This is a genomic window from Microbacterium sp. Mcb102 (genome assembly GCF_024519805.1).
GTDB lineage: Bacteria > Actinomycetota > Actinomycetes > Actinomycetales > Microbacteriaceae > Microbacterium.
The window spans coordinates 412703-431589 of record NZ_JALJRG010000001.1 but is presented as its reverse complement, the minus strand read 5'-3'; the positions used below and the strand labels follow the sequence as shown (position 1 = coordinate 431589).

At 68.4% G+C, this 18887-nt stretch carries 16 protein-coding genes; 3 read left to right on the top strand and 13 right to left on the bottom strand.

Annotated elements, in window-relative coordinates; genetic code table 11:
• Positions 1 to 144: 144 nt before the first annotated feature.
• From OC372_RS02050 to truB, 5 genes are all read right to left on the bottom strand, one after another.
• Entirely contained in the window at positions 145 to 2289 is a 2145-nt protein-coding gene (locus OC372_RS02050) for a DEAD/DEAH box helicase (RefSeq protein WP_029263660.1), read from the bottom strand.
• A 234-nt stretch (positions 2290 to 2523) separates the two neighbouring features.
• Entirely contained in the window at positions 2524 to 3477 is a 954-nt protein-coding gene (locus tag OC372_RS02045) for a bifunctional riboflavin kinase/FAD synthetase (protein ID WP_029263661.1), read from the bottom strand.
• The gene (locus OC372_RS02040; RefSeq protein ID WP_258133965.1) at positions 3474 to 3911 is read right to left on the bottom strand and encodes a hypothetical protein; all 438 of its coding nucleotides are present in this window, start codon (positions 3909 to 3911) and stop codon (positions 3474 to 3476) included. The genes OC372_RS02045 and OC372_RS02040 overlap by 4 nt, the downstream gene beginning before the upstream one ends.
• A gap of 57 nt (positions 3912 to 3968) precedes the next feature.
• Positions 3969 to 4337, bottom strand: coding sequence for a hypothetical protein (locus tag OC372_RS02035; RefSeq protein ID WP_105709759.1), 369 nt, complete (start codon positions 4335 to 4337; stop codon positions 3969 to 3971).
• Positions 4334 to 5227: a tRNA pseudouridine(55) synthase TruB gene (truB, locus tag OC372_RS02030; RefSeq protein ID WP_262000789.1), complete on the bottom strand. Its 894-nt coding sequence runs from the start codon at positions 5225 to 5227 to the stop codon at positions 4334 to 4336. The genes OC372_RS02035 and truB overlap by 4 nt, the downstream gene beginning before the upstream one ends.
• Positions 5228 to 5335: 108 nt before the next feature.
• Here truB and OC372_RS02025 point away from each other — a divergent pair, with 108 nt between their 5' ends.
• Positions 5336 to 6232 (top strand): A/G-specific adenine glycosylase, encoded by an 897-nt coding sequence (locus OC372_RS02025; RefSeq protein WP_262000788.1) that lies wholly within the window; start codon positions 5336 to 5338, stop codon positions 6230 to 6232.
• 5 nt (positions 6233 to 6237) lie between these two features.
• Here the strand turns inward: OC372_RS02025 and OC372_RS02020 are convergent, their stop codons facing one another.
• The 5 genes from OC372_RS02020 to nusA all read right to left on the bottom strand — a co-directional run bounded on the left by OC372_RS02020 (position 6238) and on the right by nusA (position 13141).
• Positions 6238 to 8364, bottom strand: coding sequence for a response regulator transcription factor (locus OC372_RS02020; RefSeq protein WP_105709756.1), 2127 nt, complete (start codon positions 8362 to 8364; stop codon positions 6238 to 6240).
• Between the two features lie 111 nt (positions 8365 to 8475).
• Positions 8476 to 8901 (bottom strand): 30S ribosome-binding factor RbfA, encoded by a 426-nt coding sequence (gene rbfA / locus OC372_RS02015; RefSeq protein WP_105709755.1) that lies wholly within the window; start codon positions 8899 to 8901, stop codon positions 8476 to 8478.
• Between the two features lie 94 nt (positions 8902 to 8995).
• A complete protein-coding gene (gene infB / locus OC372_RS02010; RefSeq protein WP_262000787.1) occupies positions 8996 to 11746 on the bottom strand; it encodes a translation initiation factor IF-2 in 2751 nt (916 codons plus the stop codon).
• 94 nt (positions 11747 to 11840) lie between these two features.
• The gene (locus OC372_RS02005) at positions 11841 to 12095 is read right to left on the bottom strand and encodes a YlxR family protein (protein ID WP_262000786.1); all 255 of its coding nucleotides are present in this window, start codon (positions 12093 to 12095) and stop codon (positions 11841 to 11843) included.
• A 62-nt stretch (positions 12096 to 12157) separates the two neighbouring features.
• Positions 12158 to 13141 (bottom strand): transcription termination factor NusA, encoded by a 984-nt coding sequence (nusA, locus tag OC372_RS02000; RefSeq protein ID WP_029263669.1) that lies wholly within the window; start codon positions 13139 to 13141, stop codon positions 12158 to 12160.
• A gap of 127 nt (positions 13142 to 13268) precedes the next feature.
• Here nusA and OC372_RS01995 point away from each other — a divergent pair, with 127 nt between their 5' ends.
• Complete coding sequence (locus OC372_RS01995; protein WP_262000785.1) at positions 13269 to 14624, top strand: flavin monoamine oxidase family protein; 1356 nt, start codon at positions 13269 to 13271, stop codon at positions 14622 to 14624.
• On the opposite strand, the gene OC372_RS01990 is transcribed toward OC372_RS01995, so the two are convergent.
• Complete coding sequence (locus OC372_RS01990) at positions 14593 to 15633, bottom strand: TIGR00730 family Rossman fold protein (RefSeq protein ID WP_262000784.1); 1041 nt, start codon at positions 15631 to 15633, stop codon at positions 14593 to 14595. The genes OC372_RS01995 and OC372_RS01990 overlap by 32 nt on opposite strands.
• Before the next feature lie 143 nt (positions 15634 to 15776).
• On the opposite strand from OC372_RS01990, the gene OC372_RS01985 reads away from it, so the two are divergent.
• The gene (locus tag OC372_RS01985) at positions 15777 to 16280 is read left to right on the top strand and encodes a pyridoxamine 5'-phosphate oxidase family protein (RefSeq protein ID WP_105709751.1); all 504 of its coding nucleotides are present in this window, start codon (positions 15777 to 15779) and stop codon (positions 16278 to 16280) included.
• Between the two features lie 18 nt (positions 16281 to 16298).
• Here OC372_RS01985 and OC372_RS01980 read toward each other — a convergent pair whose 3' ends face one another.
• Both OC372_RS01980 and OC372_RS01975 read right to left on the bottom strand, forming a co-directional pair.
• On the bottom strand, positions 16299 to 18056 hold the full coding sequence (locus OC372_RS01980; protein ID WP_262000783.1) for a proline--tRNA ligase: 1758 nt from the start codon (positions 18054 to 18056) through the stop codon (positions 16299 to 16301).
• A 42-nt stretch (positions 18057 to 18098) separates the two neighbouring features.
• The gene (locus OC372_RS01975) at positions 18099 to 18869 is read right to left on the bottom strand and encodes an isocitrate lyase/phosphoenolpyruvate mutase family protein (protein WP_029263674.1); all 771 of its coding nucleotides are present in this window, start codon (positions 18867 to 18869) and stop codon (positions 18099 to 18101) included.
• Positions 18870 to 18887: the final 18 nt, after the last annotated feature.

Genomic DNA, 18887 nt, shown 5'->3' with positions numbered 1-18887 from the left:
CACTAGCGCCCCACGTACCCGGGCGCCATTCGAAGCCGACGAAAACCGTCGATCTTGACACCGCGATCCGCCGATATCGACGAACTTCTTGATCCCGAACGCCGAAGAGGCGAAACCGACGTTAAGAACCGGAGTTCTTCGCGCCTATGCCGCGCCCAGAGCCTGACGCAGCAGGTGCATCAACGCCGCCAGCTGCACCGGCTCTGCGGCCGACTCCTCGACGGCCTCACCGTCGAGCGCGCGTGCCGCGAGGCCCTGCTTCTGGTCGATCAGCTCAGCGATCTTGGTGTCGATCGTGTGCGCGGCGATGATCCGCCACGCCGTGACCGGCTCGTCCTGACCGATGCGGTGCACGCGGTCGATCGCCTGAGTCTGTTCGGCCGCCGTCCAGGACAGCTCTGCGAGGACGACGTTCGACGCCGCCTGCAGGTTCAGACCGACGCCGGCCGCGGTGAGCGAGCAGACCGCGATCCCCACGGAAGGGTCGCTGTTGAAGTCGTCGATCGCCTGCTGGCGAGTCGTCGAGGTCTGGTCTCCGCGGATCGACACCGACCGGATGCCCACGGCGGCGAAGTGCGCCTCCGCACGGTCCATCACGTCGATGTGCTTCGCGAAGAAGACGACCTTGCCGACAGACCGCTGCAGCTGCGCTGCATAGTCCGCCGCGAGCTGCGCCTTGGCCTGGCCGATTCGGCGGACCATCGTGAAGACGTTGTCTCCTCCGGTGCCCGCGGCCTTCGACTCCTCGAGCTCGTTCTGGGCGACGAGGCGGACGATGTCCTCGTCGATCTCCCCGGGCGCCAGTCCACGGTCTCCGCGGGCCTCGATGATGCGACGGTACCGAGCCGCGAGCCGCTCGCCGAGTTCGCGTTCGGCCTGGCGGATGCTCCGTCCGAACTCGTCGTCGAGCTGCACCGGCAGGTCGGCGATCAGCTTGTCCGGCAGATCGGCGGCGACGTCCTTCTTCTTGCGTCGGACGATGCCCATCGAGATGACGGCGTCGCGTGCCTCGGGGTAGAACGCCTTGTCGGCCGGGGTGAACCCCGTGGCGTCGAGCTTCTCCATCAGCTCGGGGCCGGGCTTCTCGCCCGTGGTCCACCCCAGGAAGCGCCAGATCGCGTCGAAGTCCTCGACGTCGTTGATCAGCGGCGTGCCGGTGAGGGCGAGCATCAGGGGATCATGCCCCGGCGTACGCTCACGCACCTGAGCAGCCAGCGAGAGGACGTTCTGGGAGCGCTGCGAAGAGAGGTTCTTGATGAAGTGCGCCTCGTCGACGACCATTCCGCGCAGACCGATCGAGGCCAGCCACGACATGTGCCGATCGAGGATCTCGTAGTTCACGATGAACACGTCGGCGAACGCGTCGATGTCGGTGCCGTCGCCCTGGATGACCGTGGCGCGGCGCTGCGGCGTCCACCGCTCGACCTCGCGCGCCCAGTTCATCTTCACGACGTTGGGCACGACGACGAGCAGCGGGTACGCACCGGCCACCGAGGCGGCCAGCACTGACTGCGCCGTCTTGCCGAGGCCGGGCTCGTCTGCCAGGAGGAAGCTGCGGTGACCCGCCTTCACCGCCTCCAGGAACCGCGACTGATGCACCATGACCTCGAGGCCCTTGGGCGAGATGTGGTCGTACTCCGGCGCCGGCGGCAGATCCATCGACGCAGCGGATCCGCCGGCTCCGGTCTCGAACGCCTTGTACAGCGGGCCCATGAGCTCCCAGCCGTCGAGGCGGCGGCGCGGGGTCGCAGCCGGACGCGGCGTGAGATCCGGAGCGAGGAACGGGTTCGCCAGCTGCCGCGACTCGACCGAAGGAGGCGTGACCTGTCGCTCGGCGATCGCCGCGGGAACCGTGGAGATCTGAACGGGTGCGGCATCGGCGATGATCAGCTCTTCGGGAGCGAGCTCCGCTCCCGACTCGAGAAGCCAGTCGCGTCGCATGCGCTTGGCGACCGGCGACGTCGCCTGGTCGGCCTCGAGCAGCTGGATGAGCGACGTGTCGCGCGCGGCAGTCTTGGCGAGGATGGTGGCCACACCGTCGAGGCGCTTCAGCAGCTCAGCGCGTGCCGGGTCACCGATCTCGGCGTCCGCCTTCACTCTGGCGCGCTCCTCGCGCACCAGGAACGCGATCACCTGGAACTTCACCCGGTTCGTCGGGCCGAGCTTCCCGCGCTGCGACTTCGCCTCGATCTCGCGCACCTTGCGCGCCAGGATCGGGATGAGGGGTGCCTCATCGTCGCGACGGGACGTCTTCTTGCGCCGCGTGGCGGCGGTTGCCGTAGTCGGCATGCTCCTCCTGAGCGTGAAGGCTCCGGCTTCCCCATGAAGCCCTGAACCGTTCTCGTTGTCCGCGTGTGGCGTGAGCCAGGACCGTACGAACAGTGGGTCGTCTTCCCGTCGAAGCACGCGAGAAGCGTGAGAATCGGCGGGAGCCGACTCCATTCTATGTCATCGGACGGTCGTCCTGCAGATCGCCCACGCCGAGTCGTCGGACGACGACCGGGAAGTACCGTGGCAGGGCGATTATGCGGATGTGATGCCGAGAGCCCGAGCAGCGTCCGTGACGTCCGCACCCATCTGCTCCATCAGCTTCTCGATGCCCTCGAAGGCGACCATGCCCCGCAACCTCGCCACGAACTCGACAGTGACGTCGTGTCCGTACAGGTCGAGTCCGGTCTCCCCCAGCACGTGCGCCTCGACCTGACGTACGAGCACGTCGTCGAAGGTCGGATTCGTGCCCACCGAGATCGCGGACGGATGACGGATGCCGGTGTCGTGGTCGACGAGCCACCCGGCGTACACCCCGTCGGCGGGGACGAAGGCGTCGACGATGGTCGAGAGGTTGGCCGTGGGGAACCCCAGCTCCCGCCCGCGCTTGAGGCCGTGGACGACCTCGCCGCGGACGTCGGGATAGCGCCCGAGCACCGTGGCGGCCGAAGCGACGTCCCCCTCCATCAGCAGCTCTCGGATCCAGCTGGACGAGACGCGGCGAGGGGAACCGGGAAGATACACATCGTCGACGACCTCGACGGAGAAGCCGTAGCGAGGGCCGAGTTCGCGTAGCAGCTCGGGCGTGCCCGCGCCTCGGTGCCCGAAGCGGAAGTCCTGACCGACCAGGACGGTCGACACCTGCAGCGCACCGACGAGGATGTCGACGACGAAGTCCTCCGCGCTGCGGGCGGCCATCTCCTCGTCGAACGTGAGCACGAGTGTCGCGTCGAGCCCGAGGCCGCCCAACAGCTCGAGCTTGCGCTCGACCGTGACGACGTTCTCGGGACAGCGATCCGGCCGGATGACTGCCAGCGGATTGCGGTCGAAGGTCACGGCGACCGCGCGGCTCCCGGTGGCGGCGGCGGCTTCCTTCAGCCGTTCGATGACCGCACGATGACCGGCGTGGACACCATCGAACTTGCCGATGGCGACGGCGCTCGGGCCGAATCCGCCGGGAACCTCCTCCGGGCTGCGGAAGACGATCACGCGTGCACCTCGGCCGGAATCGCGGCGTCCACGGGGCGGTGCGTGCGCAGCCACCAGATTCCGAACACCGGGAGGACCAGCGGGATGAACAGGTAACCGCGCCCGAACAGCGACCACACCGTCTCGTGCTGGAACAGCGCCGGCATCAGGATGCTCAGCAGTCCCACCACGAGGACACCGGTGAGCTCGAAGACGATCGCGACCCAGGCGACGGTGTACCACCCACGACGACGGGCCAGGACGAGCGCGAGTGTCGCGAGGATGTAGACGACCGCAGCGAGTGCGGAGAGGGAGTACGCCAGCGGTGCCTCGTCGAATCGGCGGACGATCTGCACGAAGCTGCGCCCGGTGGCCGCCAGCGCCATGACGGCGTAGACGATCACGAGGACGCGACCGATTCCGGTCATCCGAGTGGAGGGGGCGGTGGAGCTCATAGCGCATTCCATCCTAGAGCCGCGGGAGGGCACCGGACTCCGCCACGACCCCTCACGTCACGCGATCTGGACGGTCCAGATGACCTGCATGCGCCACAGCATGATCGCGATCGCGAGCGCGGCCACACCCAGGATCACCGTGCTCCACCGGCTGCGCTCCATGAGCGCCCACAGCACGGCTCCGATGGGCAGGAGCACCGCCGACACCAGGTAGACCCAGTACTCGAGCAGGTCCCCCGTCGGCGGGTTGCCGGCGAGCGGTGCGACGATCGCGACGATCACCTGGACGACGAGCAGCACCTCCACGAGGGCGAGCGCCCCGACGCTGATGTCGCTCGGTCGCCGACCACTCAGTCCGGCGACGATGCAGAAGATCCCGGCAGCGACGGCGACGGCGATCTGCGCGATCGTGAGCCACAGGATCATCGGTCGCCCTCCGGCATGTTCATGGCGCTCTTCAGATCTGCGCCCCGCTTCTCGACGATGCCCACCAGAAGGCCGTCCGGGTCGATCGCGGCACCGAGAGCGTCTGCGAGGCGGGCGGCCTGCCCTCCCAGTCGCTTGCCGTGTCGGAGGTCCCGTGCTTCTTCCGCGGACATCTCCAGCACCGGAAGGATGCGCCCCGCCGCGTCGCCTGGAGTCAGCGTCGGCGCGCCTTCGAGCGCATCGAGACCGACGGCATCCGTCACTTCGAACGGCCCGACCCGCGTGCGCCGCAGCGTGGTGAGGTGTCCGCCGACACCGAGTGCGGCGCCGAGGTCACGGGCGAGCGACCGGATGTACGTGCCGGAAGAGCAGTCGACGATCACATCGAGATCGAGAAAACCGTCTTGCTGACGCCGTGCCGACACGTCGAAGCGAGACACGACGACGTCCCGCGCGGCGAGCACGACCTCTTCGCCGGCACGCACACGATCGTATGCACGTCGTCCGTCGACCTTGATGGCGGACACCGAGCTGGGAACCTGGGAGATCTCTCCGGTCAACGCCAGGATGCCCTCGTCGACCGCGGCATCCGTGACCGCGCTCCATGCCTCGGGTTCGGCGGTCATGAGGATCTCGCCCTCGGCGTCGTCCGTCCCGGTGGTCTGTCCGAGACGGATCGTCGCCTGGTAGGTCTTGTCCGCGCCGACGATGTAGGTCAGCAGCCGGGTGGCACCTTCGATGCCGATGACGAGGAGTCCGGTCGCCATCGGATCGAGTGTCCCCGCATGGCCGACCTTCCGCGTCCCGAACGCGCGCCGCGTGCGGGCGACCACGTCGTGGCTGGTCAGCCCAGCGGGCTTGTCGACGAGAAGGATGCCGGGCGAGACCATCCCCTCAGCCTACCGACGACGCGCGCGCCCCCGGTCCGAGGCAGCCCCCGGTGCCGCACCGTGAATCGCCGGACCGACCACGGGTCACGGCTCACGTACGCTGGAGGGATGCCCGGACCGCAGGCCCCTTCCGATGTCGTATCGCACCTGCCGACGTGGTATCGATCGACCGCTCGAGACCTGCCGTGGCGCCGAGCGGAGTTCCATGACGAGTTCGGCGCGTGGGGCGTCCTGGTCAGCGAATTCATGCTTCAGCAGACTCCGGTCTCCCGAGTCGTCCCGCACCTCGAGGCGTGGCTCGCGCGCTGGCCCACACCCGCGGCGATGGCCTCTGCGTCGGCCGCGGAAGTCGTGCACCAGTGGGCCAATCTCGGATACCCGCGTCGCGCGCTCTGGTTGTTCCGGGCGGCTGTCGAGATCACCGAGCGGCACGGCGGGATCGTGCCGCGCGACGTCGAGGCCCTGCTCGCCCTGTCCGGCATCGGCGACTATACGGCCCGCGCGGTCGCGGTCTTCGCTTACGGCGACCGTCACCCGGTCGTCGACACGAACACTCGGCGCGTCCTGGCCAGGGCTGTTCAGGGGCGGGCCCAGCCGGCACCGCCCTCGCGGCGCGACCTGGAGCTGATGGACTCCCTCCTGCCCGACTCACTGGCCGACGCCGCGGAGTTCAACGCCGCCATGATGGAGCTCGGCGCGACCGTGTGCACGTCGCGGGCACCGCGATGCGAGCAGTGCCCCCTGGCCAACAGCTGCGCGTGGCTGGCAGCCGGCAGGCCGGACACCGGGGATGAACGCCGTCGCCAGGCCACCTACGAAGGCTCGGATCGACAGGCACGCGGTGCCGTGCTGCGGCTGCTGCGCGATCGGTCCCCGGAGGCGGTGCCGCTCGACCTCGTGCTCCCGGAGTGGCCGGATCCCCGTCAGCGCGACCGGGCGATCGACTCGCTCATCGCCGACGGTCTCGCCGAAGCCGACGGGATGGCCCTCTCGCTGCCGCGCTGACGAGCTCAGAGGTGATGGTCGGTGCGATGTGCCAGCACCGTCAGCTCGACCCGACTGCGGACATCGAGTTTCGCGAAGACCCGGCCGAGGTGGACCTCCACCGTACGGACCGAGAAATTGAGCATCTCGGCGATGTCACGGTTCGCCGCCCCGCCGACGGCGTACATCGCGACTTCCAGCTCGCGCGCGGTCAGCTGCAGCGACCATGCGGCTCGACACGCCGCCAGCGGATCGACGGTGGGAACGATGCTCCCCTCCTTGGCGTCCAGCCTGTCCAGCCGTCCGCGGATCGTGCGCGCCCATGCCGTCGCACCGCACAGCTCGAACAACCTCTCGGCGTGCTCCAGGTGGATACGAGCCGAGGGATGATCGTCGCGGATGGCGTACTGGGTGCCGAGCATCGTCTCCACCCTCGCGCGCGCGAACGGGGAGCGGAGCGTCCGCGCCTCCTCGCGCACTTCGACGCACTCGGAACGCCAGCGACCATCGCCAGCCGTCGCCAGCCGGACGCGCAGACTCTGCGCGAGGGCGATCTCCGGCGGCTCGATGGACGGCGCGGGGGTCGAGCGTCCGTCCGGATCGAGCGCCAGCTCGTCGAGCGCGGGAACCGTCATGGTGGTCCGCGCCGATCCGAGGTCGGCCCAGAGACGGATGGTGGCTGCAGCGTCGTCGAATGAACCGGCGAGAAACGACTGGATGCCGCGGTCGACGAGACGGTCGATCCTCGCGCCCGCCGGCAGCCCTTCGGTGAGCGATCGGGCGTACGGTCCGAGTTCACCGAGCACGGCGAGGTCGAGACGTCTGGCCAGCACCACGCCCAACCCGGCGAGTGGCAATGACACCGGCAGCACGAGTGCGGCCTGGATCAACCGGTCGCGCGCGAGGCCGATGTCGCCACGCCACACCAGCAACAGAACCTCGACGACCGCGCGATACGCCTGGACGACGGGGCTGTGCTCGAATCCCGGAACGAACGGATCCGCGTCGGCGGGCATCCCCGATCCGCCGCTCGCGAGCACGCGCAGCCCCAGGTCAACGTCCCCGCCCATCGCGGCCTGCAGCGCGCGCAGCATTCCTCCCGTCACCGGCCCGGAGCCTACGGTCGCGCCGATGTCGCGTTCACCCGCGATCAGCCAGCTCAGCGCGACGACGGGGTCCCTGAGTTCGTGCTCGGCACCGATCCGCGTGGCGCCTTCCCGGACGGCGTCGAGCCAGACACGCATCCCGCGCCGATCGCCCCGTTCCGCGCACAACACCGCAGCCAGAGCAGCCGCCCTCGTCCAGTGGCACCAGTCGTCGGAGTCGTCCGTGCACGGGCGCAGCACTCGCGGGTCGACCTCCGGCACCGAGCCCTGCTCGAATGCCTGCGCGACGAACAGACCGCCGAGGGCCTGGAGCCGCCGACGCTCCGCCCCGTGCGGGTACAGACCGCCGAACCACGCGACCGCCTCCGCAGCGAAGCCGGCGCCGACGGCCGAAGCGCCCGCCACGAGATGCGCTTCTTCGCGGGCTCCGCCGACAGCATGTTCCGCCGCCTCTCTCGCGAGCAGCAGCGCGCGTTCCGGGTGGCCGGCCTCACTGAGCTGTCGCGCGATGACCGTCAGCTCGACCGCGGTCTCGGGAGCCGCCTCGAGGGACGCGCGAGCGCGGTGCCAACCCTCGCTCACCCGGTCACCCCGACGGCGGAAGATCGCGCTCAGCCGCTCGTGGACACCGGCGATGGCTGCGGTGCCGGTGGTGGCTCTGATCCAGATGGAGAGACGGGGATCGGCGAAGCGCGAGTGGCCGGCATGCACCCGGATGTGCTCCCCCACCGGAGCTGCGGCGATCGCGGCCGCCGACCTGCCGTCGAACTCGAGGAGGGCGTCGAGTCCACCGTCCAGGCAGACGGAGAGCGCCGTCAGCAGCTCGCGATCCCTGTCATCGAACTGCGTGGCGTCGAATCTCCGCACGATCGAGGGCACGAGCGGGAGCGGGCTGGGCAGCGGGAGCCGACCGTGGCGTTGGTCCGCTGACAGGCGCTCGGCGACTTCGCGGATCGTCGGAGAGTCCGCGTCCAGCTCGGCAGCGAGACGGGCGAGCACGTGCGGCACACAGCCGAGGTCGAGCTCCAGGAGCTCGTCCAGCAACACGCCCAACGCGGCGGGCGCGACGAAGAGAGCCCCCTGTGTACCCGTACCCTCGATGCCGTTCCCCCAGCTTCACGGAAGCGTTCCCGCGAAGCCGAGCGTATCAAACGGCGATCACTCCGGGTCGTCCTCCGTGCGGTACGGATCGGCGTCGCCTGCGTGAGATGCGGAAGACGCGAGTTTCGCGACGTCGGCATCGCGCTGCTGTGCCTCGCGGAGCAGCGCACCGATGTGGTCCGCGTTCTCCGGGAGGGCATCCGGGATGAACTCGAGCGTGGGCACCAGACGGGTGCTCAGCTGCCGTCCGACCTCGCTGCGCAGCATGCCGGTCGCCGAGGTGAGCGCGGCGCCGCTGGCGATGCGCTCTTCTTCCGTGCCCAGCACTGTGTAGAACACCGATGCGTGCTGGAGGTCACCGGTCACACGGACGTCGGTGATGGTGACGAAGCCGAGGCGCGGATCGCGCAGCCCCTTCTCCAGCCGCTCGGCGAGGATCACGCGGATACGATCCGCGAGTCGGGCCTGTCGTTCGCCTGCCATTGTTCTCTCCCTGTCCAGGAACCCTCAGGGCGTCCTCCTCTCCGCGCTCCGGAGGAGCGGGAGCGAAGGACGCCCGAAGGTGTTTCGATATTGATCAGCCGCGAGGCTTCTCGATGAGCTCGGTCGTCTCGATCTCGTCGCCGATCTGGATGTCGTTGTACTTTCCGAGACCGATACCGGCCTCGTAATCGGTACGGACCTCGGTGACGTCATCCTTGAAGCGACGCAGCGACTCGATGGCGAGACCATCGGCCAGCACGACGCCGTCGCGGATGACACGAGCCTTGGCGTTTCGCGTGATCGTTCCCGATCGCACGATGACACCGGCGATGTTGCCGAACTTCGAGGAGCGGAACACCTCGCGGATCTCGGCGACACCCGACTGGACCTCTTCGTACTCCGGCTTGAGCATGCCCTTGAGCGAGCTCTCGATCTCGTCGATCGCGTTGTAGATGACGGAGTAGAAACGGATGTCCACGCCTTCACGGGCGGCGCGCTCGCGCGCCTTCGTGTCGGGGCGGACGTTGAAGCCCACGATGATCGCGTTGTCGATCGTCGCCAGGTTCACGTCGGACTCGGTGATCGCACCGACGCCGCGGTGGATGATGCGCAGCTGCACCGAGTCGTCGACCTCGATCTTGAGGAGCGACTCCTCCAGCGCCTCGACGGCACCGGAGACGTCACCCTTGATGATGAGGTTGAGCGACTCGACCTTGCCGTCTTCGAGAGCACGGGTGAAGTCTTCGAGCGAGATGCGCTTGCGGGCCTTGGCCAGCTGGGCGTTGCGCTCGACTGCTTCACGCTTCTCAGCGATCTGGCGGGCCATGCGGTCTTCCTCGGTGACGATGAAGACGTCACCGGCACGCGGCACGGAGTTCAGACCCTGCACCTGCACCGGACGCGACGGGTAGGCCTCGAGGACCTGCTCGCCGTTCTCGTCGGCCATGGCACGCACGCGACCGTAGGCCGTTCCGGCGACGATGGCGTCACCGATCCGGAGCGTTCCGGACTGGATCAGCACGGTGGCGACAGAACCGCGACCCTTGTCGAGCTTCGCCTCGATCGCGACACCGCGGGCACCCTTGTTCGGGTTGGCGGTCAGATCGAGACCTGCGTCGGCCGTGAGCAGCACGGCGTCCAGGAGCTCCTGGATACCCGTGTTGGCGCGAGCGGAGACGTCGACGAACATGACGTCGCCACCGAACTCCTCGGCGACCAGGCCGTACTCGGTGAGCTGCTGACGCACCTTCGACGGGTTCGCGTCGGGCTTGTCCACCTTGTTCACCGCGACCACGATCGGCACGTTCGCCGCCTGCGCGTGGTTCAGCGCCTCGACCGTCTGCGGCATGATGCCGTCGTCGGCTGCGACCACGAGGATCGCGAGGTCGGTGACCTGCGCACCACGGGCACGCATGGCGGTGAACGCCTCGTGCCCCGGGGTGTCGATGAACGTGATGGCCCGCTCGATGCCCTCGTGCTCGGTCCAGACCTGGTACGCACCGATGTGCTGGGTGATGCCACCGGCTTCACCCTCGATGACGTTCGTCTGACGGATCGCGTCGAGCAGTCGCGTCTTACCGTGGTCGACGTGACCCATGACGGTCACGACTGGAGGACGGATCTCGAGGTCGTCTTCGCTCTCCGCCTCCAGCTCGGCCTCGAGGTCGAGACCGAAGCCCTCGAGGAGCTCCTTGTCCTCGTCCTCGGGCGAGACCATCTGGATCTTGTAGCCGAGCTCGGCGCCCAGGACCTCGAACGTCGCCTCATCGAGGGACTCGGTGGCCGTGGCCATCTCGCCCAGGTTGAAGAGGATGGTGACGAGGGTTCCGGGCTGGACCGTGTAGCCGGTCAGCGTCTCGATCTTGTCGGCGAAGTCCGCGATGGATGCGCCGCGGCGCATGCGGATGACCTCTCCGTTGCCGCGGGTGACGTTGACGCCACCGACGACCGGAGCACTCCGCATCTCGAACTCTTGCCGCTTCGCCCGCCGCGACTTGCGCTGCTTGCTCTTGCCGCCGCCCTTGCCGAAGGCACCTGCGGTACCACCGCCGGGACCACGGCCACGACCGCCACCGCCACCGGGACGACCGGCGAAACCGCCGCCACCGCCGGGACGTGCACCAGGACCACCGGCACCGCCGGGTCCACCGGCACCGCCGGGACGACCGGGGCCGCCGGGACGCTGCTGGAACGGAGCGCCGGGACGACCGCCACCACCGCTACGGGGCGCACCGGGACGAGGCGAACCGGGACGCGGAGCACCCGGACGGGGTGCACCGGGGCGCGGAGCCTGCGGACGCGGGATGTTGCCCGGCGTCGGGCGCTGGCCCATGCCCTGGGCGGATGCGAAGGGGTTGTTACCCGGGCGGGGTCCGGCCGGGCGCTGACCCATCCCCTGCGCGGAGGAGAACGGGTTGTTGCCGGGACGCGGAGCGCCAGGAGTCGGTGCACCGCCCTCTGCAGGCTTGGGTGCGTCCGCTGCCGCTGCTGCAGGTGCCTCTGCCACGGGGGCAGGCGCCGGTGCAGCGGGCGCGGGCGCCTCGGGGGCCGGAGCCTCCGGGGCAGGTTTGGGACCGGGCTTCGGGCCCGGGGTGGGTCCGGGCTTGGCGCCCGGCTTCGCTGCCGACTTGGCGGCAGCCGGCTTGGACGCGGGAGCAGCTTCAGCCGCACCCTTGAGCGACCCGTCGGCCTCGATCGCCGCGCGCAGCTTGCGCGCCACCGGCGGTTCGATGGTCGAAGAGGGGCTCTTCACGAACTCGCCGAGTTCTTTGAGCTTTGCAAGAGCGACCTTGCTGTCGACGCCGAGTTCGGCGGCGATCTCATGTACGCGTGGTTTACCAGCCACAATTCTCCTGTCTGAGTCGGTCCACCCAGACAGGGCAGACCACTAGTCGCGGACGGGTCTCATTTCGAGCCGTTCACTTTGTTTCCATAGCTGTTCAGCCTTTGTTTCTTGGTGGGTGCTGTTCGAAGATCCGCGTGTCCAGCTCAGTGGATACGCGCAGTGCTCGTCCGAATGCGCGGCGCCGCAGAGCGGCATCCATGCATTCCCGAGTCGGATGGACCCACGCGCCGCGCCCCGGCAGGACAGCACGGTCATCGGGGATGAGGGTGTCGTTCTGGGACACCACCCTGAGCAGGGCGGTGCGGGGAGCACGCGTGCGACAACCGACGCACGTTCGTACGGGTTCCATCTTACACCTGCGTTTCACCCCGCCTCGCCCGCACGCCGGGCGAGGCGGAAGGCCGGAGCCGGTCAGTCGAGGACGCTGTCCGGCTGGATGTCGATCTTCGCACCCGTGAGCTTGGCGGCCAGACGCGCGTTCTGACCCTCCTTGCCGATCGCGAGTGACAGCTGGTAGTCGGGCACCAGCGCGCGGACGGCTTTGGTGCTCGCGTCGAGCACGAAGGCGCTCGTGACCTTCGCCGGCGAGAGCGCGTGCGCCACGAACGTGGGCAGATCGGCGTCGTAGTCGACGATGTCGATCTTCTCCCCCGCGAGCTCCTCCGTCACGGCGCGCACGCGGCGTCCGAGCTCGCCGATGCAGGCGCCCTTCGCGTTGATCGACGGGTCGTTCGCCTTGACCGCGATCTTCGTGCGGTGCCCGGCCTCGCGAGCCAGGGCCACGATCTCGACGAGACCGGCGGCGATCTCCGGCACCTCGAGCGCGAAGAGCTTGCGGACGAGCCCCGGGTGGGTGCGGGACACCGTGATCTGCGGTCCCTTGAGACCCTTGGCGACGCTGGTGACGTACACGCGCAGGCGTGATCCGTGGGTGTACTCCTCACCGGGCACCTGCTCCTCGGGGGGCAGGATCGCCTCGACGGCACCGAGGTCGACGTGGATCATGCGCGGGTTCGGACCCTGCTGGATCACGCCGGCGACGATGTCGCCCTCTTTGTCCTTGAAGTCTCCGAGCACCACGTCGTCCGCGATGTCACGCAGACGCTGGCTGATGACCTGCTTGGCGGCGAAGGCCGCGATGCGACCGAAGTCGTCGGGGGTCGCATCCTCTTCGCCGATGATGGCGTCTTCCTCGTCGCGGACGACCTGCAGGATCGCGACGTGCCCGGTCTTGCGGTCCAGGTGCACGCGGACGCCTTCGGGCGTCACACCGTCGTCGGAGACGTGCTTGGAGTATGCGGTCAGGATCGCCTGCTCGATGATCGCGACGAGTTCGTCGAAGGGGATCGCCTTCTCCTTCTCGATCCCTCGCAGAAGACTCAGTTCGATGTCCATGACGGCCTCTCTATTCAGCTCTCGTCGCGCCTGTTCGCACGCGCGACATCCGTACCACGATACCCTGTGCCAACCGGCCCCTGCCACGACGGCAGCAGTTTTCCGCGCCGGAAGTCGAGGAGGACAGATGGGATCGTTCGACACCATCGTGATCGGTGCGGGGATGTCGGGTGTCACCGCCGCCCGGATGCTCGCCGATGCCGGGCATCGGGTCGTGGTCCTCGAAGGACGCGATCGCATCGGTGGCCGGATGCACACCGACCGGGAAGCGGAGTTTCCCGTGGATCGCGGCGCCTCGTGGATCCATGGGATCGACGGTTCGCCGCTGTGGGATCTCGTCCAGGCGCTTCGGATTCCGACCATCGAGTACACGGTGGGCAGTTTCCAGGTCGGCGGGCGGCCCATCGAGAACTTCGACGGAGACGGAAGACCCATGGGCTCCGATGCCACCGCTCGATGGATCGACGACGTCGACGCGGTCGATCGCCTTCTCGTCGACGAGATCGCCACCTCCTCCCCCGGCGACACATATCTGGATGTGACGGAGCGCGCGCTCGATCGTTCCGGCCTCACCCCTGAGCGCATCGACGACATCCGCGAGTTCTTCCGCCACCGGGTCGAGGAGCAGTGCGGGGCCTGGATCGGAGACCTCGACGCGCACGGCCTCGACGAGGACGCGATAGACGGTGACGAGGTGATCTTCCCGCACGGCTACGACGAGGTTCCTCGACGCATCGGCGCGGGCCTCGACATCCGCTTCGAGACGACGGCGACGAAGATCGTCCGCTCCACCGGAGGGCTGACCGTCCATGCCGGCGACACGGCATTCACGGCGGATCAGGTCGTCGTGACGGTTCCGTTGGGCGCGCTCAAGGCAGGGTCGATCGAGTTCGAGCCGGCGCTGCCGGAGGCCGTGGCCGGTCCTCTCTCACGTCTCGGGATGGGGATCTTCAACAAGGTGTTCATCCAGTTCGATCAGAGGTTCTGGAACGAGGACAGCTATGTGCTGCGAGCGCTCGGCGAGGCCGGCGAACACTGGCATTCCTGGTACGACGTCTCCGCCGTCAGCGGCCTGCCCACCCTGCTGACCTTCGCCGCCGGACCGTTCGGACGGCGAATGCAGGAGCTCCCCGACGAGAACGTGGTCGCCGATGCCGTGCGCGCTCTCCGCGTGCTCTACGGAGACGCGGTCGGCGAGCCCCGGGCGCACTGGGTCACGCGATGGGGCGACGACGAGTTCTCGAACGGCTCGTACTCGTATCTCGCCCTCGGGTCCACGCACCACGACCACGACGACCTGGCCGGCCCCGTCGACGGAGTCCTGCACTTCGCGGGTGAGGCCACCTGGGGTGACGAACCGGCGACCGTCGGGGCCGCCTACTACTCGGGGCGCCGAGCCGCAGAACGGGTGCTGGGCCGGACAGTCGACCTCGACGGGTTCGCGGCCCGCATCATCGAGCGGGAGCAGAAGGAAGCGCGTTAATCGCGCCGATCAGTCGGAACAGATTCCCGACCTGACGCTGATCGAGATGGAGGATCAGCCGCGGCAGCTCCAGCTGGTCGTCGTCGACGATCTCGGGTTGCCGCGGCGCGGTCCGCTCGATCCGTCCGGAGGAGAGCATCGGGGCGAACTGTTCGTTCAGCGCGTCGATCTCTTCATCCGTCGGCTCGGCGCGCAGACGGAGCACGAGCGCGTCGCCGACCCAGCGCAGTGAGTCGTAGTTGTGCCAGAACCCGGTGATCTCCGCCCGAGCGGCCTCCACGGAATCGGTGATCACCACCCGATCGAAGTCGCCTTCCGAGATGACTCCGGTCGGTGCGAGGTGGTCGTCGATGAAGCTGCGAAGACCCTGCCAGAACGTCCCACCCGGCTGGTCCAGGAGCACGATCGGCGTCGGCTCCGCCTTGCCGGTCTGCTGCAGGGTGAGCAGCTCGAACATCTCGTCCAGGGTGCCGAATCCTCCGGGGAGGCAGATGAAGCCGAGCGATTCCTTGATGAGCATCAGCTTGCGAGTGAAGAAGTACTTCATCGCGACGACCTGATCGTTGTCGGTGAGGAGGCCCTGCGCCTTCTCCTCGAACGGCAGCCGGATCGACACGCCGAGCGAGAGTGCGGGACCGGCGCCTTCGGAGGCAGCTTGCATGATCCCGGGGCCCGCGCCCGTGACGACCATCCAGCCATCGCCAGCCAGCGCCGCGGCAACGTCGCGCGCGGTGAGGTACAGGGGATCGTCCTGCCTGGTGCGGGCCGACCCGAAGACCGTCACCTTGGGGACTCCGCGGAACGGGGCGAACAGACGGAACGCGTCGCGCATCTCGGCCAGAGCCGCCGAGGCGATCTTCAGATCGAGGCGGTCGGCGCCGTCTTCGCCGAGCAGGATCGCGGTGCGCAGCATCCGCATCACCAGCCGTCGGTCGGCATGCACCCCGGCCTCATCGAGGACGGCGTTGATCTCGGAGCTGAGGGCTTCGGGCAGTGGTTCGTCGATCATGACACCAGCGTGGCACGCGGCGCGGAGACCGCGGCCCGCAACGCCGGGCATCGTGTCGACGTCCGACATCGCGGGCGTGAGCACTCCCTGACCGCGCTGTCAATGCCCGTGCCCTCCGCTCCCCCGCACGGCACTCTGACGACATGACCGAGATCACAGGAACCGAAGCCCTCGCCCGCGTCGCAGACCTCGTGGAAGACATCGACATCGCGATGCTCACCACCACGGACGACGACGGCAACCTCGTGAGCCGCCCGATGTCGACCCGACAGATGGATGAAGCGGGGAACATCTGGTTCTTCACGGCCGAGGACACCGAGAAGGTCGAGGAAGCACAGCGACACCACGACGTGGGCCTGGCCTACTGCGACGCCAAGGGCATGCGTTATGTATCCGTCGCCGGCACGGCCGAGGTCGTCCACGACCGGACCAAGATGGAGGAGCTCTACTCCACGTCGCTCGAGATCTGGTTCGCAGACGGACTGGAGACCCCGGGGATCACGCTCCTCAAGGTGACCCCGAAGGTGGTCGAGTTCTGGGAGCCGGCGAAGGGCAAGCTCGCGCTGGCTGCCGGCGCCCTGAAGTCGCTCGTCACCCGCGACACACCGGACGACGACATCATGAACCACGGCCACATCGTCTGCTGACGACGCGGCCGAGGTCTGTCAGGAAGCGGAGAGACGCCCCACGACGTCTTCCACAGAGACCGTGTCGCGGTCGCCGGTGCGGCGATCCCACAGCTCGACCTGACCGTCGGCCGCACCGCGTCCGACGATGACGATCTTCGGCACGCCGACGAGTTCGGCGTCACCGAACTTCACGCCGGGCGAGACCTTCGGGCGGTCGTCGTAGAGCACGTCGAGACCAGCGGCCTCGAGCTGTGTGGAGAGTCCCTCTGCCACCTCGAACGCGACCTGGTCCCGGCCGGCGGCGACGACCTGCACGTCGAACGGCGCGACGGAAGCGGGCCAGATCAGGCCCTTCTCGTCGTTGTTCAGCTCGGCGATGATCGCGAGGATGCGGGTCACGCCGATGCCGTACGAGCCCATCGTGACGGTGACGAGCTTGCCGTTCTCGTTCAAGACCTTGAGTCCCAGGGCCTCGGCGTACTTGCGGCCGAGCTGGAAGACGTGACCGATCTCCATACCCCGGGCGAGCTCGACCGGGCCGGAGCCGTCGGGGGCGGGATCTCCCGCACGCACGTTCGCGATCTCCACGATCCCGTCGGCGGCGAAGTCGCGACCGGCGACGACGGAGTGCGCATGCTTCTCATCGATGTTCGCGCCGGTGATCCAGCTGGTGCCCTCGCTGACGCGCGGGTCGACCAGATAGCGGATGCCGGTGGCCGACTCCACGCCGAGCACGGCGCCGGTCGGCGACCAGGGACCGATGTATCCCTTCACCAGAAGCGGATTGTTCTCGAAGTCATCCGCCGTGGCCGTCTCGACCGCGGCGGGCGCGAACGCCACCTCGGCGCGTTTCTCATCGACCTCGCGGTCGCCGGGGATGCCGACGATGACAAGCTCGCGAGTGCCGTCCAGGTGGGTCAGGGCGAGGACGACGTTCTTCAGCGTGTCGGCCGCCGTGAACTCCCCCTCGAGCTCGCGGTTGGCGTGCGCGACCAGCGTCTCGATCGTCGGCGTGTCCGGCGAGTCGAAGATCACCGGCGCCGCATCTTCGTCGAACGGGACGGCGTCGGGAACCGCGGTGGTGAAAGCCTCGACGTTCGCCGCATATCCGCCGGCGCTGCGCACGAAGGTGTCTTCGCCGACCGGGGTCGGGTGCAGGAACTCTTCGCTGCGGGAACCGCCCATCGCACCGGCATCCGCCTGCACGATGACGTACTCGAGGCCGAGCCTCTGGAAGATGCGCTCGTAGGCATCCCGCTGCGCCTGATAGCTGACGTTCAGACCCTCATCCGACGAATCGAACGAGTACGCGTCCTTCATCGTGAACTCGCGGCCGCGGAGCAGGCCGGCGCGAGGACGAGCCTCGTCGCGGTACTTGTCCTGGATCTGGTAGATCGTGAGCGGTAGGTCCTTGTACGACGAGTACAGGTCCTTCACGAGCAGCGTGAAAGCCTCTTCATGGGTCGGAGCGAGGAGGTAGTCGCCGCCCTTGCGGTCCTGCAGGCGGAAGAGCAGATCGCCGTACTCGTCCCAGCGGCCGCTGGCCTCGTAGGCTTCCCGCGGCATGAGTGCGGGGAAATGGACCTCCTGCGCGCCCGCGGCGGCCATCTCGTCGCGGATGACCGTCTCGATCTTCGCCTTGACGCGAAGCCCCAGCGGCAGCCACGCGAAGATGCCGGCGGCCTGCGGGCGGATGTATCCGGCCCGGATCAGCAGCCGGTGACTGGCGACCTCTGCGCCTGCAGGGTCTTCGCGGAGCGTACGGAGGAAGAAGTTCGAAAGACGAGTGACCACGGAGCAAGTCTAGTGAGCCGTGACCACTCGTCTTCGACGCCGTCAGTTGAGCGCGGGCAGGTTCGCGGGCACGACGCCGCCGGCGTACAGGTCGGCCGCGAGCTCCTGGAGTGCGGTGAGCGCGACCCGCTGCGGAAGCGGACCGTAGGAGATCCGGGCGACACCGAGCTTCTCGTACTCCGACGCGGCGAGGGCGCCGGGGATGCCGATCACGCTGACCTTGCGCTCCCCTATGCCCTCGACGAGCTGACGGGTGACGTTCATGTCGAGGATGCCGGGGACGAACACGGCCGTCGCCCCGGCGTCGAGGTAGGCGCGCCCGCGCTGGATCGCGTCGGCGATGCTCTCCGGGACCGAGCGTGCACCGGCGCGGACGAAGGCATCCGTCCGCGCATTGAGCGCGAAGGGCACGCCCTCGGCCTCGGCCGCTTTGACGATCGCCGCGACGGCGGCGACGGATTCATCCAGCGGCTTGAGACGGTCTTCGACGTTCGCGCCCACGACGCCGGCCCCGATGGCGAGGCGCGTGGTCTCGCCCGCGTCGCCGTAGCCGTCGTCGAGGTCAGCCGTGACCGGGACCTGGACGGCGGCAGCGATCCGCCCCACCATGTCGATCATGATCTCGCGGGGGGTCGCGCCGTCGTCGTAACCGAATGATGCGGCGATGCCGTGCCCCGCGGTGGCGAGTGCCTTCGTCTCCGGGAGGGCAGCGACCGCCCGCGCGGACACGACATCCCACACGTTCACGACGCGGAGGATCTCCGGAGCGTCATAGAGTCCGACAAGGGTCTGGGCCTTGGATGCAGTCGTCATGATTACACGCTAACGCGG

Coding starts and splice junctions, on each gene's coding strand:
- OC372_RS02050 (WP_029263660.1), bottom strand. CDS start 2,289: ATGCCGACTACGGCAACCGCCGCCACGCGGCGCAAGAAGACGTCCCGT.
- OC372_RS02040 (WP_258133965.1), bottom strand. CDS start 3,911: ATGAGCTCCACCGCCCCCTCCACTCGGATGACCGGAATCGGTCGCGTC.
- OC372_RS02035 (WP_105709759.1), bottom strand. CDS start 4,337: ATGATCCTGTGGCTCACGATCGCGCAGATCGCCGTCGCCGTCGCTGCC.
- truB (WP_262000789.1), bottom strand. CDS start 5,227: ATGGTCTCGCCCGGCATCCTTCTCGTCGACAAGCCCGCTGGGCTGACC.
- OC372_RS02025 (WP_262000788.1), top strand. CDS start 5,336: ATGCCCGGACCGCAGGCCCCTTCCGATGTCGTATCGCACCTGCCGACG.
- rbfA (WP_105709755.1), bottom strand. CDS start 8,901: ATGGCAGGCGAACGACAGGCCCGACTCGCGGATCGTATCCGCGTGATC.
- OC372_RS02005 (WP_262000786.1), bottom strand. CDS start 12,095: ATGGAACCCGTACGAACGTGCGTCGGTTGTCGCACGCGTGCTCCCCGC.
- nusA (WP_029263669.1), bottom strand. CDS start 13,141: ATGGACATCGAACTGAGTCTTCTGCGAGGGATCGAGAAGGAGAAGGCG.
- OC372_RS01995 (WP_262000785.1), top strand. CDS start 13,269: ATGGGATCGTTCGACACCATCGTGATCGGTGCGGGGATGTCGGGTGTC.
- OC372_RS01990 (WP_262000784.1), bottom strand. CDS start 15,633: ATGATCGACGAACCACTGCCCGAAGCCCTCAGCTCCGAGATCAACGCC.
- OC372_RS01985 (WP_105709751.1), top strand. CDS start 15,777: ATGACCGAGATCACAGGAACCGAAGCCCTCGCCCGCGTCGCAGACCTC.
- OC372_RS01975 (WP_029263674.1), bottom strand. CDS start 18,869: ATGACGACTGCATCCAAGGCCCAGACCCTTGTCGGACTCTATGACGCT.